Raw genomic sequence first — 17,855 nt, forward strand, 5'->3', positions numbered from 1 at the left:
GGAATGCTGTAATGACTAAAAAAGACGATACACAACACTCTGGCGCAAAACCATCGGCAAACAACATACCATGTTGGTCAGATGGTGAAAACGTAGATCAAGCTTGCCAACGTCTAACAGAGATGTTTGTTGGGCTTGGGCAAGTTCCTCGCATAGATAAAGGGCAGCAACCCGCTCAACGTGCCGTATTTAGAAAACAACATGGCGTTGTGTACGGCAAGTTTAAAATTAACTCAGACATTGACCCGCAATTTAAAGTGGGAATATTTGCAGGCCAAGAATACGAATGCGCGGTTCGCTTTTCAAGTGACACAACCCCTTCATCACCTGATTTGCACAGTACCCTTGGGTTGGCGATGAAGCTGTTTTCCGTAGAGGGCCCAAAACTGGTTGGAGAAAGCGACACAGCTGACTTTATTTTTCAAAATATAAATCGCTTCTTTACCAAAAATGCCCAACAGATGTGCCAATTCACTACAGCTGGCGTAATAAATAAAGACTACGACGCATACATAAATGATCCGAAAAATAAGAAAACGTCTAACATTTTAAAGGCAATGCAAAAAGTAGAGGCGAGCTGCCTAAGTGCTAAATATTGGGCAATTTTACCATTTAAACTTGGTGAACAACACATTGTAAAATATCGGTTAGTACCTGAGAGTTCTGATTTAGGCGCGCCTAGTGTTGATAATGACTACCTTGCGTTAGATTTACAGCGACGATTGCGTGAAGGAAATGCTCGCTTTCGTTTTGAAGTACAATTGCGTACTAACCCCAAAACAATGCCAATTGATGATGCACAAAAAGTCTGGAGCACACAAGAAAGTCCGTATATCTGCCTTGCACACTTAGAATTGGCACAACAAGACATTACCTCAATTGGTCAAGCCGAGCTTGGTCGTAACCTCGCCTTCAATATTTGGCGCACTTTAGCTGATCATGAGCCTTTAGGTAGCATTGCCCTTGCTCGCAAGTCAGCATACGCAGCCAGCGCTCATGCACGCCACACCGCAAATGGTCAGCTGCTGCAAGAACCAAAAGCAATTAGTCAGTTTAATCCTGAGCAATCACAAGATACTTACTCTGACTGCATTGTGTACGCTGGTATTTACCCTCCTATTGGTGTGATGCGAGTAGGTAACAGTAAAGATGACTATTTCATTGGCCCGCAACATCCTCAACCTGTTCCAAATTCAGATGAGTACGCTTACCGCGACAAAAGTGGCGCAATGAAACGCCAAGCTGCCGAGTTTAGAATTTACGGCTTTAACGCTGCTGGCAAAGCAATTAAGGAACTCACTTTAGATAATGCTGACATAACATGGCACGCCCAACTTGCAAATCAAAAAGCGTCTTGGTATGAATTTCAAATTGCTTTAGATATTCCAGAAGCCGCCGATGCACCGCCATCTTTACTGCGAAACAACAATGTTACAAATCGCGATAAGCTTGTCATTAATGGAGGTAAACGCAGCCTAAGCGGCAAAAATATAACCCCTAAAAATAAAGACACCTTTACCGGTAAATTTATGGGTGAAAAAGTCTATCTAGGCGAGATGCGCAGTGATGAACATGGCCGATTAATCATGCTAGGTGGGCATGGCGTATCACGTAACCTGAATGGGGATATCGCGGTGACTTTCGCCAACAATGAAGGCTGGTATGATGATATATCCGATGGCCCTATTACCGCTGAGGTTGTTTATCAAGGCGTTGCTCTAAGAGTTGAACCCGCTTGGGCCATTTGTGCACCGCCTGATTATGCGCCAATGCAAAAATCAGTGCGTACCATGTGGGATTTAATGCGCGATGTTGCAGTAAACAGTGGCATGCTTGCACGTCCACAGCGCCCTTCATTTACGGATGATATTCAACCTATTTTTACTCGAATGACTGACTTACAATGGGTTAATGGTGGCTTTGCAGGCGCTTTTGGATGGGGTGGTCAATTTGATTACACAACTCCTCAGTGGTTAGAAAAACTAAGCAACCCTTCTCCAGCCTATCAAGAACTACGTCGTACGTTATCTAATAATTTTCGCCGTTTTGATGTCCCAGGTGCCCAAGCACCTCAACTATGGCCTTGGCTCTATGGCGACGCAATTAGTATTCCACCAACGGGATCTGAACGCCAACATAGTACACTCTCAAACTTACAATTGTCGTTTTTAGACCAATGGGTAAAAGGCGATTTTATTAATGATTACACACCGCAATCCGGTTGCCCCGTTGCTCCAAAGCAGCTCACTATAGATGATTATCCCGTGGCACAACAGCCTGACTTACTCACTCGTGGTGCGATGGAATTTTGCCTAGCAGATGCGTTTCATCCAGGCTGTGAAATGACTTGGCCTATGCGCACTGCAGGTATGTATCAATCAGCTTTTAGGTTAAAACACGCAAAATCGGATCTACAAAGCGATCATTATTATTACGGCCCTGTCATGAATAGTGATATTTTTACCCTTGCACAAGGGCCATTATTTGGTGGGCAAGTAGCAGGCGGTGTGACACGTTGGATGGCTATCCCATGGCAAACAGATACAGCTAGCTGTCGTGATGGCTACAGCTCTGAATACGACCCTTTCTTACCCACTTTTTGGCCGGCACGTGTGCCTAATCAAGTTATGAACCAATATCGTTATAAGCAAGTGCTTGATACATCACTATCAAATAGCACTCGCCAACAGGCATTTGCGTATCGCACAGATTGGTTAGATGATTTACCTTTGCACGGCCAGCCAGCAACATACACCAACCAAATAAACAGTATGGTTGAAAACTTTGCAGATCTCGCGATTGTGCAAGCACATGTTGGCGCCCTTGGTGACCCTCAATTTCCAACTATGATGCAAGTCGGCATGCTACCTCACAAGCAAGATAAAGAAGCACATACAAACCTTGCCAGTAAAGCAATACAACATAGTAAAGCGACGCTTTCTGCGGATCTGCCACCAAATCAACACAAAATAGATTTAGGTGTAACAGAAAAAGCAAATCGCTTTCATCGCGTAAAAGGACGTTAGGATCATTATGCCAATGATTAACAAAAAAGAGTTAACGAGTGATATTGTGATCATTGGTGCAGGCGTAGCAGGCTGTATTGCTGCGCTTGCGTTATGTGATTCTTACCAAGTAACACTTATTGATAAATCTGTATTGCCTGAAGAGCGCATTGGTGAATGTTTAGCACCTGCAGCAAAGCGCATTTTACAACAGCTTAATTTACTCACTGAATTTGAAGCTTTAATAGACACAAACATCACCCAAGCTATTCATTTACACAACCTAGGCATGCAAGTTAGCTGGGGACAAGAAAAGCCTCACATTACTGATAACCTGAGCAACCCAGATGGCTTTGGTTGGCGATTAAACCGTAAAGAATTTGAGTTGTTTTTACGTAATAAAGCCCAGCAACGTGGTGTTGAATGTATTTGGCCAGCACGGCTCAGAGGCAGTCAATATAATGATAATGCATGGCACATTTTACTTGAGCACACAAACTCCGACGAACCCAAAGAAATCACTATTTGTAGTCAGTTTGTAATTGATGCAACAGGCCGCCAAGCTCACTTTGCAAAAAAATATACAGATCGTCAACAAAGCGACCGACTCATATCATGCTGGGCGACCTTGGCAAACAACAGTGAGAATCAACTAGGGAGTATTTGTGCAACCGTTAATGGCTGGTGGTACAGTGCACCACTACCAAATCAACGCCGTGTTTTAGCATTTCAAACCGACTCTGACCTTTTCAGTAAAGGCTTAAATCGTGACACAGCTCTATTTAGTCAACTTGCTCAACAACATGAACCATTAGCCGCGTTACTCGAAGGCAATCAACATACGTTAGATCTACACGGTATTACCAGTGCCAATTCAACACGCTTAGACACCTTTGTAGGTCAACAATGGGCTGCACTTGGTGATGCCGCAACTAGCTTTGACCCTTTATCATCTCAGGGGATTTTTAATGCAATGGCAAGTGCTATGCAATTAGCATCATTAATAAAAAAATCTGAGGTTATCGAAACATTAGATAACGATATACACCAATACTTTATCAAAACTTATCAGCAACAAATTGAGCAGATATGGGACAGTTATCTACACCATAAACATTATTTCTACAACCAAGAACAACGTTGGTCATCACACCCTTTTTGGCAACGTAGACACCAGCAAACACCATCACTAAATTGGGGTTAATCACCACATTAACCCCGGTTAAATAACATTACTTAGCCAATACACTGATCACTGCTTTTCTTTTGTAGTTACATGTTTTAAAGGCAAATAAACCTCAGCACTTAACCCCCCTTCAGGGCGATTCACTAAGGCAACCTTACCACCGTGCATATCAACAATACGCTTGATGATCGCCAACCCTAAACCACTGCCTTCACTACCGCGTGCTGTGTCACCTTGCTTAAATGGCTCAAATACTGATTCTAATTCACTTTCAGGTATGCCTGGCCCGTGATCTTTAACCACCACCATCGCGTATTTTTTATCACGACTGATTGTGGTTTCCACATCTATATCATCATCTGAATAACGTATTGCATTCTCAATCATATTAGTAATAACACGTTTAATAGCCACCATGCTCAATGGTACATTATTGATACTGTGATTTTCAGTAAACGTAATATTACGTTGATGTTTTTGCTCTGAATGTACGACTTCAGACACTAATGCATTTAAATCTTCAAGCGCTAACTCTTCACGTTTATGATGACGTAAATACTCAATGAACTGATCAATAATCGCGTTCATATCTTCAATGTCATAAATGATCCCTTCACGCAGGTAATCCTCTTCATCTGACATCATTTCAGTCGCCAAACGAATACGCGTAAGCGGTGTACGTAAATCATGAGACACACCCGCCATTAATAAACGGCGATCGTTCTCTAACGCAGCGATACCTCGCGACATTTGATTAAATGCCCGCGTTACTTCAATTACTTCTGTTGAGCCATGTTCTTCTAGCTTGGTTGAAAAATCCCCAACACCCACTTTGATTGCAGCTTGCTGGAGTGCTTTTAAAGGCCGATTTAGATGACGCGCAAATAACCACCCCCCCAGAACACTTAAAAAGCCAATACTTGATAGATAGAAAGTTAAGAATTCCAGATTATTATCTTTAAACCCAGTGAGCGGAACTTTAACCCAATAACCGGGCGCCTGCGGTGCTTCAACCCAATAAACAAGCGGCCCCGTTTGACTAATTCGTACGCGTGCAGAACCATTTAGCTGCTCTGACATACTGCGCGATAACATCGGATATTCACGGCTTTGCCCTAATCCACTGTGCATTGCTTGGCGTTGTGTCATGACTTCTATACCGGTAATTTCAAAAAACTTTTCCGATACTTCATCTGTTATTTCAACGCCATCTTCCCAGTCAATAAACACGGTTTTAATTTGCTTAGCAAGTATCAGGTTAACTTGCTCAATGGTTGGCTTAACCACATACAGGCTCACGGTGATGTACGACACGACTTGATTGATCAACAATAATGCCGCTACCAAAAATACCGTTTGCCCAAATGCGCTTTTAGGAAACATACTCATTCAGGTTATTTTTCACCATCAGGAACAAATACGTAGCCTAAGCCCCATACTGTTTGGATATAGCGAGGATTAGCCGCATCTACTTCAATCATGCGGCGTAAACGAGACACTTGCACATCAATGCTACGTTCAAGTGCGCTATAATCACGCCCACGAGCTAGGTTCATTAACTTATCACGGCTAAGCGGCTCTCGTGGATGTGTCACCAATGCTTTTAATACCGCAAATTCACCGCTCGTCAATGACATTGTTTTATCGCCTTGACTCATCTCTCGGGTTGCTAAATTAAGTGAGAACTCACCAAATGAAATTTCGTTTTCTTCCGCAGCAGGCGCACCCGGTACTTCTTTTGAACGACGACGTAAAATTGCTTTAATACGGGCTAATAATTCACGGGGGTTAAAAGGTTTTGGAATATAATCATCGGCACCAAGTTCTAAACCAATAATCCGATCTACTTCATCACCTTTTGCGGTAAGCATTACAATCGGGATTTCATTTTCTTTTTGGCGTAAACGCTGACAAATCGATAAGCCATCTTCGCCAGGTAACATTAAATCCAGCACCATTAAATGAAAGTTCTCGCGTTCCAACAAACGATCCATTTGTTCTGAGTTACCCGCAGTTCGTACGATAAATCCTTGCTCTACCAGATAACGCTCTAATAAACTGCGTAAACGCATATCGTCATCTACGACCAATACTTTTGTGGTTTCGTGTCCCATAACTTCATTCTTGTTGTTTTATACAGTTACTCGTTAATATAAAGGAAAAGCGTGATAATAAAAAACTAATTAAGTCACAAGATTGTTACTGAACGTTTCAAGGTACAACCTATCGAAAGCATAAAAATCCTCTCGACAAGCCCGTGATATTTTAATACCTTGCCTGCGATCCCACTAAGATGGATAAGTAAAACCGTGAAAACCAATTTAATCACCCGCGAAGGGTATTTACAGCTACAACAAGAACACGACCACTTATGGAACGTAAAACGCCCTGAAGTAACAAAAATAGTGAGTTGGGCTGCAAGTTTAGGTGACCGCTCTGAAAATGCAGATTATCAATATAATAAGCGTTTATTGCGCCAAATAGACCGCCGAGTTAGGTACTTACGTAAACGCATGCCAGATCTAAAAATTATTGATTACTCAGTGCAACAGGCTGGTAAAGTATTTTTTGGCGCGTGGGTTGAAATTGAGAATGATGACGCAGAAAAACTAACCTTTAGAATTGTTGGCCCTGATGAAATTTACGACCGTAAAGATTATATTTCTATTGATTCACCAATGGCACGTGCATTATTAAAAAAACAGGTAGATGATGAATTTGAAGTACCAACGCCGCAAGGAAAAAAGCAGTGGTATGTAAACAAAATTAGCTACCCTGATGCTCAGAAATAATCGTACATCCATTTAATTAAAAATATCAGACAATTCAGATTTGGTTAATTATTGATTGTCTAATGTGTAGTTATAGATTATACATAAATGTACTCAAGTAATGCATTTTGCGCTTGGGTTCATAATTAGAAGGTCGTTTCATGTCAAACTTATTACATCGCATATGCAGTCATGCCATGTTATTTACACTCTTAATGAGTGTGAGTTTGACTGTACTTGCGCATGATTTTGACAATCAAGCGCAGCACACCAATGCTAACTACATTGCTTGTGATATTCCCGACCAAGCAAACCTTGACGTTGACATAGATACTCATGACAACGGGCTGTCTCTAGGGGCACTTCAACCACTCCCCGACACTCCCCAGTCGTTTTACTTGGGCGCACATTTAGCTAAACCTTTTAATCACGCTTATCAGCGAGGACCACCAGCTTATTCTATTTAATTCATTTTTTAGAACTTAATTAAATTTAATAACATTTTTGGTGGTTACTATGACTAATTTCAAAGAATTACGTACTCAAGATATCTCTAAAGGCGTGTTGTCACACACTTACAGCGACACTCAACCTTTAATCGATTTAACGTCTCCGGCTTTAAAAATGGTGAATAATTTCACCCAAAAAGATCCACTACGAGCGCATTACGAAACAAATATTGTTGATGCGTTAAAGCAAACCAACAACCAACACACTGACTTTATCTTGGTGGTTGACGATAAAGAGAAATTGCTCGGGGTTGTATCAAGTGCAGACCTACAAAGTTCAAAAATTATGATGCTAGCGCAACGCCTAAACGTGTCACGCGAAGATGTTAGCCTACGCCATGTGATGACACCGATCGCTCATTTAACAGGTGTGAGTATGCAAAGTTTAGGTTACGCCTGCATTGGCGATGCACTACAAACCATGGAGCATCACGGTATCATGTTTTTACTAGTAACAACGGCACACAATGAAATTTGCGGTTTGATCTCCGCGCGTGAAATAGCTAAAACATTGCAAATACCTGTTCATATTAGCCCTATTGCTCACGGTTTTAGTGAAGTTCTAGAGCAAGTTGAGCACCCTCATTAAGTACGATTGTTTATTTAAATAACTCTCCTATTATAAAGGCCCTAAAGTATATAAATAGCATGCTTTAAGGCCTTTTTATTAAGCCACGCTGTGATATTATTCAAGCAATTCATCACGCCAAAACTATCGTTCTGGTTTTAAAATTGTTTAATAAGGTTTTTGCATGAGCAATATCTCTGCACGTTTAGCCACCGAGCTAAATGCTCAAGAACAGCAAGTCATCGCTGCCACAAAGTTACTTGATGAGGGCGCGACCGTTCCTTTTATCGCGCGTTACCGTAAAGAAGTTACAGGTGGCCTAGACGATACTCAGCTACGTTTATTAGAGCAGCGCCTATCATACTTACGCGAGCTTGAAGAGCGTCGAGCATTTATTTTAGCCACCATTAAAACGCAAAATAAATTAAGCGCGAGTTTAGAAGCCGACATTAAGCGTGCTGACAGCAAAACGGAGCTTGAAGATCTATATCTTCCTTATAAACCTAAGCGCCGCACTAAAGGCCAAATAGCGATAGAAGCAGGGCTTGAACCTCTCGCAGATGCACTTTTTAACGATGCTTCATTAGATCCAGAGCAGCAAAGCGAACAATTTATTAATCCACAAGCGTCTATTGCAGATACAAAATCAGCCCTTGAAGGTGCAAAATTCATCTTAATGGAACGCTTCGCCGAAGACGCTAAATTACTCGCAAAATTCCGTCGCCATATCAGCCAACATGGCCAAATTGAAGCAAGCTTGATCAAAGGCCAAGAACAAACCGGTGCCAAATACCGTGATTATTTTGAGCACCAAGAAGCACTCAAAAAAATCCCATCGCACCGTGCTTTAGCAATGCTGCGCGCACGTAACGAAGGTATTTTGCAGCTGAGTATCAACCCTGAACCAAGCGTTGAAAACCCGGCACATATGTGTGCGATTATGATTGCAGATCATTACCGCCTTGATATTAAAAACCAAGTTGCCAGCCCATGGTTATTAACTGTTGTGCAATGGGCATGGAAAGTGAAACTTGGTCTGCATTTAGAAAATGAGTTTTTAGCTGCAATGCGCGAAAAAGCTGAAACAGGTGCAATCGATGTATTTGCTAAGAATCTTAAAGATTTATTAATGGCAGCACCTGCTGGGCCTCGTACCACTTTAGGTCTAGATCCTGGTTTACGTACTGGTTGTAAACTAGCGGTTGTTGATAGCACCGGCAAACTACTTGCCTCTCAAACTATATTCCCTCATGCCCCACAAAATCATTGGGATAAATCCATTCGGACATTAGAGCAACTATGTCGTCAGCATAAAGTTGAGTTGATTGCGATTGGTAATGGCACCGCTTCTCGTGAATCAGACAAGCTTGTTGCTGAGTTAATAAAAGCAAATAGTGAGCTTAAACTCAATAAAATCATGGTCAGTGAAGCTGGCGCATCTGTATATTCTGCATCAGAATTTGCCGCTAATGAGTTCCCAGATTTAGATGTATCTATACGCGGTGCGGTTTCAATTGCGCGTCGCCTGCAAGACCCTCTAGCTGAGCTTGTTAAAATTGAACCTAAATCAATTGGTGTAGGCCAATATCAGCATGATGTATCGCAAAGCCAACTTGGGCAAAGCCTTATCTCTGTTGTAGAAGATTGCGTAAACTTAGTTGGCGTCGATTTAAACATGGCGTCAGTACCATTACTTACTCGCGTGTCTGGTTTAAATAAAACCCTAGCACAAAATATAGTTAACTACCGCGATGCTAACGGCTCTTTCACTAAGCGCTCACAACTTAAAAAAGTTGAACGTTTAGGACCAAAGGCTTTTGAGCAAGCTGCTGGTTTCTTGAAAATTAGTAATGGTAGCGATCTGCTTGATAGCTCATCAGTTCACCCTGAAGCTTACCCTGTTGTAAAACGTATTTGCGAACAAAATAGTCTAGATGTGAGCAGCCTGATTGGTAACTCAGATCTACTTAATAAACTCGTTGCGAATGACTATATCGATGATAAATTTGGCTTGCCCACCGTGACAGACATTATCAGCGAACTAGACAAACCTGGTCGCGATCCTCGCCCTGAGTTTAAAACTGCAGAGTTTAAAGCGGGTGTTGAAAAAATCAGTGATTTACAACCGGGTATGATCTTAGAAGGTGTTGTATCAAACGTCGCTAACTTTGGTGCTTTTGTTGATGTTGGTGTTCATCAAGATGGTTTGGTGCATATATCGGCTATTACTAATAAGTTTATCTCTGATCCGCGTGAAGTAGTAAAAGCCGGCGATATTGTTAAAGTAAAAGTAGTTGAAGTAGATGCCCCACGTAAACGCATCAGCTTTACTATGCGCTTGGATGATGACATTGATACCAGTAATAAAGCAGCCCCAGCTGCAAATCAAAAGCCACAAAACAATAGTCGCAGCAATAATCACCAACCTCGTGCAGCAAAGCCAAAGCGCGATACTGGTAATGCCTTAATGGGGAATGCGTTTGCAGATGCCTTCGCAAATGCAAAAGTGAAAAAATAATACCAATTGCATTAAATTAGTGATTATTATTTAGATAATAAAAAGCGCCCTAGTTTAGACTAAAGGCGCTTTTTATTTTTAAATCAAAGCTATTTTTATATAGAGTATTTACGGTGTGATACTAATTGTTGTGGTCAACTAATTCCGGACTGTGAATTATATAGTTGCAGAAAACCCTGACTGTCCGTAAGCCGAGGTAGCACCTTGGTAGAATTGCGCAATGCGACCAGCGCGCGCCTCTACATCTGCATCACGCTTAGCAGTTGCTGTTTCTGTATTTGTAGCTGAAATTATTTGCTCATCTTCAGCTAAACCATTATCTACCTTAAAAGTAGATCGATTTGATTCACTCTCGTCATCAGCGGCAGGTGCTGCAAGCTCAGCCTGCGCTGCTGCAAGTTTTTGCGTAGCATCAGCTGCAATTGAACGGTCAGCACCTGAAGGCTCTGCAGGAGCAAGTGCAGCTGCTCGTACCGTTTGCATTTTTTCAATGGTTGCTTTTGGATCGCCTTCTATTTCAGCAACATCAATTTGCACTTCACCACCAACGGCATAATTAGTGCCATCTGGCCCTCGTTGATAATCATAACTTGGCGAGCCGGCATATTGCCCGCCAACTGACGCATGCGCTTGCTCATGAATACGTACTTCGGTATCTCGTGCTTTAAGTTCTTTAATTTGAGCTGCATCTTGCTGCTCTTGCTGGGTTACTTGCTCTTTCTTCTGCTGTTCTTTTTTAGCTTCTTGTTGCTCTTCGTTTTGCTCAGGGTTTTGCTCACCATCGCTTTGCTGGCGCTCTTCAATTACCTTTTCATCAGCAAGCTTACCTTTAGCATCATAAGTACCAACATCAGTTGAGCCGGGTTGCTTAGCTTTTTCGTTATCGCCAAGTGCTTTATTGTCGGTATTAGAAGGCTTTGCAGCCGCTGGGGCAGGTATAACTTCCCGTAGTTGATTGTCACGCCGAGCGGTTTCCGTATGCACATTTGCAGTGTTTATATTAATACTGGGAAATGGCGTGACAATATTCATAGTCTATTAAACTCTAACGTCAATCAAAGTGCCAAGCACTTCGTCTGCTGTCTGTATCGATTGCGTATTTGCCTTAACATTAAACTCTTCAACTTTTAAGTTTACTAATGCTTCGTCAATTTTTGGCGGTTGCGATACAGGCGCTGTTATCGCTTCTTCTGGGCGTGCAGCTTGCAACTGACGCTGCTGGGCTAACTGCGCATCATCTTGTTGTTCAATGCTGGCGCGGTTTATCTCTGCGCTGGCTTTTTCTATGCCTTGACTGGCACGGTTAAAACCTTCAACACCACTATTAAATACAGATCCGATTGGCATACTACACCTCCACCAATGATATATTGGTTAATTATCGCTCATAAAATACACAAAATAAAGCTTTACTATCGGCTTTTTAGTGCTATGTCGATATTACTTTTCAAAGCATTGATTTGACGGCAGATAAAAACTCTTTTTTATGAGAAATAAACGGTGCGTGGGAAGCTTTATCAATCACTTCATACTCAAAGTCACTATTCAGTGCCTGCATTTTTGCTATGCCACGGTACGGTACTAATGCATCTAAACGCCCAAAAACGCCTCTAATGGGCACCGGGCAATTGCTAAAGATATCGCGTAAATCATCACTTTGTAGTATATCTAGCCCTGCGCTTAGTGCACATTCTTGTGGTGCAGGGTATTCGTTCAGTAATTTTTTTAACTGTTTAATATCATCACGTGAACTCGTACTTCCCATTGCTTGAATAGCTAAAAATCGCTCTATGGTTTTTTCACGATGTGTAACTAGCTGCTCTTTAAAAGCCGTTAAAACATTTGCTTTAATACCCGGCCAGTCCTCTGTTTCTGCAAAGAATGGACTTGAAGCTACTAATAGCACTTTAGCTACTTTTTCAGGCCAATGTTTGGCAATATATAATGCAAATAGCCCCCCTAATGACCAGCCCACTAAAATAGAGTTAGGTTGTAATTGTTCACTTAACTGCTTAGCTGCATCATGCAAGTTATACGGTGTTGGCCACACTTGACTGTCGCCATAGCCGGGTAAATTCATACACCGCACAACGCCTGCATGTAAGAACTCCAGTTCCGGAAAAATGATTTTCCATACACCTTGATTCATCCCCCAGCCATGTAGTAACACCAACTCATTTTGCATTTTTATCAATCCTCATCCAAACTTAGTGCTCATAATAGCGCTTCAAGGACTGAATGCAATGAGTGGTTTTAATCAACGAATACAACATTTATCTGACTGGTTTTTTCCTTCGTTTTGTGTGCAATGTCAGAGTGTTATTTTAACAAAACACTGCTTATGCGAACATTGCTTAGCAGATCTAGCGTTGCTCGATATTACAGCCTATCCAAACTTGTTATATCGCCCAGATATAGTCGAGTTATTCCCTGACTGCCAGTTTGATCGCTTATTTGCCTGTTCATGGTATCGCGCACCTTTCGATCATTGGCTCACACAGCTTAAATTTAGCAATCAGATCCATTATAAAAAAGCACTATCACTTGTGATTAAGCAACAACTAGAAATTTACAAACTCAATAGCGAGTCATGGCCTGATATATTTATTATTTTACCTTTGCATCCTCAGCGTTTTCTACAACGTGGTTTTAATCAAGTAGCGCAATGTTGGCTACCATGCCTAATAAACGAAAATGTTGATTTTCAGAGTTTACAACGCACTAAAAAAACACAAGCGCAGTCCTCGCTAAGTAAAGCTAAACGTATAAAAAATTTAAATAATGCATTTGTGTGTAATACAGATATGACAGGAAAAACGGTGGCTATTATTGATGACGTTATGACCACAGGGGCAACACTCAATGCTGCCACCATGGTACTTAAACACGCTGGCGCTAAACAAGTATGGACATTTGTTACTTGCCTAACGCCACTAGAACATTAACTCTTGTGAAAATTGACACTATTGCCCATTTGCTCGAAATGTATGACCGAAAAATAATGCATTACTTAATAGCCGACTTGTGCCATACCAGTAACCTCTAAATACTGGGTTGTCAGTCATGCCGATTACATTACCACGCCCGTATGAGTGAGCAACTAAACCAGCTGCTCCAGTAACTTGTTCAACATTCACATCATCCGTAAAACCAGCTAGTAATGGCTTTTGAGTATATTGCAGCACATTAACAAATGGTGCTGCTGACATTTCAAGCAACCAAGTACTATTTTTAAATACGGGCAAGGTGTCTCGTTGCAATGAGAAGGTAAGAGGGTGAGTTAAATCAACTTTAGTATTAAAGATCGCTCCAGCAATACGTTGGCGTCCAGATAAGTGATCTTTATCGCCATAATTTAGCCCATCTGTTTTAAATGCACTGGCGACATCCTGGCGTGATAAGTAACTGGTTTTTAATAACTGTTGATCAACTAAAAATTTTGCTCCACCTTTGTGCCCCCAAATAACGCCACCTTTACGCACCCAACTTTTAATCGCTACTTTATCAGCATCTGACAGCTTATTATAATTACCATGCGCCAATACAATATGGCTGTAATCACTCAACTCTAAATTACCAAAGCGCTCCATTTCAACTATCGTAGGTGCCACGCCAACAAAACGGTCTAAGTAATACCACACCTCACCGACCTCGTATTGACTAGTCCCTTGACCACCAACAAGCAGCACCTTAGGTGCTTTCACTACGGCAAGTGTTCTTGAGCCTAAATCAGCCCCTTTAGCTGTTAGACCTGAAGTGATCGGTGTGATCGCTATGCCAAATTCATTCTGAGCACTATTTAAGAGCGTAACCCACTGCGGATTAGTTTGAATACCAGCAGGAATAATAATGCTTCCAGCCGCAAATTCTTCAGTATGAGTAAGTGACTTTGCTGATAACGAGCTAAGTGCCACACGTGCCTGCACACCTTGTTGCAATAACTTATTAAGCATTTTAGGCGCTAAATAATTATCCCATTTAAAACCAAACGCATAATGCGTACCCAACGTTGCAAACTGTGCTTGCTCTGGCTGTTGCCACGCGGCTTTACTCACATCTAATCCCCAGCCACTTTTTACTGCTGCAAATTCTAAATTAAAGGCATGCGCCAAGGTCCAGCCAGATACATCATAAAAGGTGTTATCAACAAAACTTTTTTGTTCGCTAAATAAAGCTTTCACTAAACGAAATTGAGGTTGTGCAAGTGGCACAAAATAACTGTGTGTTGTAAAGTTTTTACCGCCTACTTTCACACTTTTGTTAAGTGGATAAGCACTAATTTTGTGCTGTTTTAATAAATCTAAGAATAGCTCAATACGGGCAGTATCAACGCCGCCTTGCACTACATAACCTTTGTAATCTTCATCATTAGCAAGTTCTACAGCATGATTATAAAAACTAGCTTGATAGTCGAGTAACGCTTGGCGATTATCTATTGCCGCTTGAAACGTCGACATACTTGTTAATAGTTGATTTTTGATAGTAAAAGCAAAGCTCAGCGGACCATTTATCGTGTCTTGTAAATGACCACGTGAGCTCGCTTGTTCAAATAAAATGCCCACGCCACCATTCACATCAGGGTATGTTGAACCTTTACCATAATAAAAATCATCAAAGCTTTCTTCAGTAAAATACAAGGCGTTATGCTCATCCAGTGTTTTTGCATGGTAATTAGCAATTGCCTTCGTTAAGCTAACATTTTCATCTGGTGTTATTGGGTGTTTACGAGTAGGGATACCAGGTTGAAAAAAGTATGTGCTATTTGGTCCCATCTCATGAAAGTCTGTCAGAATATTTGGCTTCCACTGGTGAAATTTAGCAATCCGCGCGCGCGATTCAGGGTGTTGTAGTAGTAGCCAGTCGCGATTTAAATCAAACCAATAATGGTTAGTACGGCTACTTGGCCAGCTTTCAACGTGTTCACGGGTTTGTGGATCCGATGACAAATTCATCCCGCGATTACTATTCGCCCAATTAGCAAAACGGGCTAAACCATCTGGATTTAATGAAGGATCAAGTAAAATGACCGTATTATTTAATAGCGTATCAATCTCCTTTCCTTGCGCCGCAGCTAAATAATACGCCACTAATAAGGCTGAGTTACTGCCAGAAGATTCATTGCCATGCACACTATAACCCATCCAAACAACGGCAGGTTGGTTCACTGCTTTCGCTTTTTCTTTATCAGATAAACGTGCTAAATGTGCCTGACGGGTTTGTTCAACTTTAGGTAATTTATCAGCCGCGGTAATCGTTAGCATGACTAATGGGCGCTGCTCGTGAGTCCGACCTATTACCTCAAAATTTATACGATCACTTTTTTGTGCTAACACCTCCATATAGCGTACTAACTGATCATGACGTACATGCCACTGACCTACTTCATAGCCTAAAACCTGCTCTGGAGTGGGGATCATTGGGTCAAATTTAACGTCTTCTTCAAAATAATAAGAAAGAGGTTGGGCTAAACAAGAAAAGCTTAGTAATAGTGTAAAGATTGTTATTATCAAACGCATATAAAACACTCATTTAATGATCAATGTTTGCACGCTATCATTGCTTAAAATAGATGCCAAATTTTTACGCTCAACACTGGCGACAACGCGATGAGCGGAGTATGATAACCAGTATCCGAGTAATTTAGTCAAGTATAGTTGTTTTATGATTTCTATTTCCGAAACCGCACAATCGCATTTTGCAAAATTATTAGCTGACCAAGCTGAAAAAACAAACATCCGTGTGTTTGTTGTTAACCCTGGTACATCACAAGCGGAATGTGGTGTTTCTTATTGCCCTGAAGATGCTGTAGAAGCAAGCGATATTCGTCTACCATTTAATGGTTTTGATGCTGTTGTTGATGCTGAAAGCGCACCTTTCTTAGAAGAAGCTGAAATCGATTTCGTCACCGACAATATGGGCACACAGCTGACCCTTAAAGCGCCAAATGCTAAAGCACGTAAAATTGGTGATGACGCAGGACTTAATGAGCGCATCCAACACATGCTAGAAACCGAGGTTAACCCTCAGTTAGCAAACCACGGTGGCCAAGTAAGCCTTGTTGAAGTAACGGCAGAAGGTATTGCAGTTTTACAATTTGGTGGTGGTTGTAATGGTTGCTCAATGATCGATGTCACGTTAAAAGAAGGTATCGAAAAAGAAATGATAGCTAAGTTTGACGAAATCACTGGCGTTGCTGATATAACTGATCACAAAGCTGGCGAACATTCTTACTATTAATAGTCTTCAGCTATGTTAAAGCCGCTGATATATCGCTTAGGCTCAGAGCCTAAGCTCAGCTTAAAACGCTTTTTACGCGGCCTTGCACTGTTTGTGCTGGCCGTGATATTTATTGCCCTTGGTTACTATACTCACTTCAGCCTGCAAATAATTGGTTTGGTTATTCTTGTCACTGCAATATTCTTTGCGGCATGGGGATATTTAGGTATTTTTGCAAATCGATTCGCACAAGTCCTCAACAATAGTAATTTAAACGCAAATGACGACCCAGATCTTTGGAAGTAAGATTCATAACAGCCTAATATACCAATTGCATTAAATTAGTGATCTATTATTGCGACAAGAAAATGGCTCAATAACAAGGCAAAAGTTATGATATGCAGTTGTTCTATATAAGTAATTTTTAACGTAGTTAGTGAGTAATTTAATTTGCTAGCATGACCATGTTTTTAATAAAATTGATATAAGCATTTCACTAAATTTCAGACATAAAAAACACTCATATAGAATGTCGATTCATTCTTACTTTTCACTTTTATTTCAGTGGTTGCGGGAGCCTGAGTTTATGAAAAGCGAACCGACGATCTTCGGGTTATACGCAGCCCAATCTAAGCATTTCACTGAATTTCAGACATAAAAAAACACTCATATAGAGTGTCGATTCATTCTTACTTTTCACTTTTATTTCAGTGGTTACGGGAGCCAGTGTTTATGAAAAGCGAACCGACGGCCTTCTAGTTATGAGGAGCCCATTCTTTGCACTCACTGAATTTTAGGCATAAAAAAACACGCTTTAGGCGTGTCTGTTTAATATTACTATTTTTATTTCAGTGGTTGCGGGAGCCAGTGTTTATGAAGAGCGAACCGACGACCTTCGGGTTATACGCAGCCCAATCTAAGCATTTCACTGAATTTCAGACATAAAAAAACACTTATATAGAGTGTCGATTCATTCTTACTTTTCACTTTTATTTCAGTGGTTACGGGAGCCAGTGTTTATGAAAAGCGAACCGACGGCCTTCTAGTTATGAGGAGCCCATTCTTTGCACTCACTGAATTTT

15 protein-coding genes are annotated in these 17,855 nt (G+C 41.2%); 9 read left to right on the forward strand and 6 right to left on the reverse strand.

Annotated elements, in window-relative coordinates; genetic code table 11:
• Positions 1-11 precede the first annotated feature (11 nt).
• Both HH219_RS16830 and HH219_RS16835 read left to right on the forward strand, forming a co-directional pair.
• Positions 12-3,026, forward strand: coding sequence for a LodA/GoxA family CTQ-dependent oxidase (locus tag HH219_RS16830; RefSeq protein WP_169328126.1), 3,015 nt, complete (start codon positions 12-14; stop codon positions 3,024-3,026).
• 7 nt (positions 3,027-3,033) lie between these two features.
• Positions 3,034-4,209 (forward strand): tryptophan 7-halogenase, encoded by a 1,176-nt coding sequence (locus HH219_RS16835; protein ID WP_169328127.1) that lies wholly within the window; start codon positions 3,034-3,036, stop codon positions 4,207-4,209.
• A 48-nt stretch (positions 4,210-4,257) separates the two neighbouring features.
• On the opposite strand, the gene envZ is transcribed toward HH219_RS16835, so the two are convergent.
• Positions 4,258-5,580 carry a two-component system sensor histidine kinase EnvZ gene (gene envZ / locus HH219_RS16840; RefSeq protein ID WP_169328128.1) on the reverse strand — a complete coding sequence of 441 codons (1,323 nt, stop codon included), beginning with the start codon at positions 5,578-5,580 and terminating at the stop codon, positions 4,258-4,260.
• Positions 5,581-5,585: 5 nt separating this feature from the next.
• On the reverse strand, positions 5,586-6,305 hold the full coding sequence (gene ompR, locus HH219_RS16845) for a two-component system response regulator OmpR (protein ID WP_054206379.1): 720 nt from the start codon (positions 6,303-6,305) through the stop codon (positions 5,586-5,588).
• A gap of 195 nt (positions 6,306-6,500) precedes the next feature.
• Here ompR and greB point away from each other — a divergent pair, with 195 nt between their 5' ends.
• From greB to HH219_RS16865, 4 genes are all read left to right on the forward strand, one after another.
• Positions 6,501-6,983, forward strand: coding sequence for a transcription elongation factor GreB (gene greB, locus HH219_RS16850; protein ID WP_169328129.1), 483 nt, complete (start codon positions 6,501-6,503; stop codon positions 6,981-6,983).
• 140 nt (positions 6,984-7,123) lie between these two features.
• Positions 7,124-7,429, forward strand: coding sequence for a hypothetical protein (locus HH219_RS16855; protein WP_169328130.1), 306 nt, complete (start codon positions 7,124-7,126; stop codon positions 7,427-7,429).
• A 49-nt stretch (positions 7,430-7,478) separates the two neighbouring features.
• A complete protein-coding gene (locus tag HH219_RS16860; protein ID WP_169328131.1) occupies positions 7,479-8,060 on the forward strand; it encodes a CBS domain-containing protein in 582 nt (193 codons plus the stop codon).
• A 163-nt stretch (positions 8,061-8,223) separates the two neighbouring features.
• Positions 8,224-10,557, forward strand: a complete 2,334-nt coding sequence (locus tag HH219_RS16865; RefSeq protein WP_169328132.1) for a Tex family protein — start codon at positions 8,224-8,226, stop codon at positions 10,555-10,557.
• A gap of 156 nt (positions 10,558-10,713) precedes the next feature.
• Here HH219_RS16865 and HH219_RS16870 read toward each other — a convergent pair whose 3' ends face one another.
• The 3 genes from HH219_RS16870 to bioH all read right to left on the reverse strand — a co-directional run bounded on the left by HH219_RS16870 (position 10,714) and on the right by bioH (position 12,742).
• Entirely contained in the window at positions 10,714-11,589 is an 876-nt protein-coding gene (locus tag HH219_RS16870; RefSeq protein WP_169328133.1) for a putative metalloprotease CJM1_0395 family protein, read from the reverse strand.
• Positions 11,590-11,595: 6 nt separating this feature from the next.
• Complete coding sequence (locus HH219_RS16875) at positions 11,596-11,904, reverse strand: hypothetical protein (protein WP_054206373.1); 309 nt, start codon at positions 11,902-11,904, stop codon at positions 11,596-11,598.
• Positions 11,905-12,004: 100 nt separating this feature from the next.
• Entirely contained in the window at positions 12,005-12,742 is a 738-nt protein-coding gene (gene bioH / locus HH219_RS16880) for a pimeloyl-ACP methyl ester esterase BioH (protein ID WP_054206372.1), read from the reverse strand.
• Positions 12,743-12,800: 58 nt separating this feature from the next.
• Between bioH and HH219_RS16885 the strand changes: the two genes are divergently transcribed.
• Complete coding sequence (locus tag HH219_RS16885; protein ID WP_169328134.1) at positions 12,801-13,502, forward strand: phosphoribosyltransferase family protein; 702 nt, start codon at positions 12,801-12,803, stop codon at positions 13,500-13,502.
• An 18-nt stretch (positions 13,503-13,520) separates the two neighbouring features.
• On the opposite strand, the gene HH219_RS16890 is transcribed toward HH219_RS16885, so the two are convergent.
• Complete coding sequence (locus HH219_RS16890; protein ID WP_169328135.1) at positions 13,521-16,073, reverse strand: M14 metallopeptidase family protein; 2,553 nt, start codon at positions 16,071-16,073, stop codon at positions 13,521-13,523.
• Positions 16,074-16,218: 145 nt separating this feature from the next.
• On the opposite strand from HH219_RS16890, the gene nfuA reads away from it, so the two are divergent.
• Both nfuA and HH219_RS16900 read left to right on the forward strand, forming a co-directional pair.
• Entirely contained in the window at positions 16,219-16,794 is a 576-nt protein-coding gene (nfuA, locus tag HH219_RS16895; protein ID WP_054206369.1) for a Fe-S biogenesis protein NfuA, read from the forward strand.
• A 12-nt stretch (positions 16,795-16,806) separates the two neighbouring features.
• Complete coding sequence (locus tag HH219_RS16900) at positions 16,807-17,079, forward strand: hypothetical protein (protein WP_054206368.1); 273 nt, start codon at positions 16,807-16,809, stop codon at positions 17,077-17,079.
• Positions 17,080-17,855: the final 776 nt, after the last annotated feature.

Origin of the sequence: Pseudoalteromonas sp. NEC-BIFX-2020_015 (genome assembly GCF_012952265.1) — a bacterium.
GTDB lineage: Bacteria > Pseudomonadota > Gammaproteobacteria > Enterobacterales > Alteromonadaceae > Pseudoalteromonas > Pseudoalteromonas neustonica.

Coding starts and splice junctions, on each gene's coding strand:
- ompR (WP_054206379.1), bottom strand. CDS start 6,305: ATGGGACACGAAACCACAAAAGTATTGGTCGTAGATGACGATATGCGT.
- HH219_RS16900 (WP_054206368.1), top strand. CDS start 16,807: ATGTTAAAGCCGCTGATATATCGCTTAGGCTCAGAGCCTAAGCTCAGC.
- HH219_RS16860 (WP_169328131.1), top strand. CDS start 7,479: ATGACTAATTTCAAAGAATTACGTACTCAAGATATCTCTAAAGGCGTG.
- envZ (WP_169328128.1), bottom strand. CDS start 5,580: ATGAGTATGTTTCCTAAAAGCGCATTTGGGCAAACGGTATTTTTGGTA.
- nfuA (WP_054206369.1), top strand. CDS start 16,219: ATGATTTCTATTTCCGAAACCGCACAATCGCATTTTGCAAAATTATTA.
- bioH (WP_054206372.1), bottom strand. CDS start 12,742: ATGCAAAATGAGTTGGTGTTACTACATGGCTGGGGGATGAATCAAGGT.
- HH219_RS16875 (WP_054206373.1), bottom strand. CDS start 11,904: ATGCCAATCGGATCTGTATTTAATAGTGGTGTTGAAGGTTTTAACCGT.
- HH219_RS16855 (WP_169328130.1), top strand. CDS start 7,124: ATGTCAAACTTATTACATCGCATATGCAGTCATGCCATGTTATTTACA.
- HH219_RS16830 (WP_169328126.1), top strand. CDS start 12: ATGACTAAAAAAGACGATACACAACACTCTGGCGCAAAACCATCGGCA.
- HH219_RS16870 (WP_169328133.1), bottom strand. CDS start 11,589: ATGAATATTGTCACGCCATTTCCCAGTATTAATATAAACACTGCAAAT.
- HH219_RS16835 (WP_169328127.1), top strand. CDS start 3,034: ATGCCAATGATTAACAAAAAAGAGTTAACGAGTGATATTGTGATCATT.
- HH219_RS16890 (WP_169328135.1), bottom strand. CDS start 16,073: ATGCGTTTGATAATAACAATCTTTACACTATTACTAAGCTTTTCTTGT.
- HH219_RS16885 (WP_169328134.1), top strand. CDS start 12,801: ATGAGTGGTTTTAATCAACGAATACAACATTTATCTGACTGGTTTTTT.
- HH219_RS16865 (WP_169328132.1), top strand. CDS start 8,224: ATGAGCAATATCTCTGCACGTTTAGCCACCGAGCTAAATGCTCAAGAA.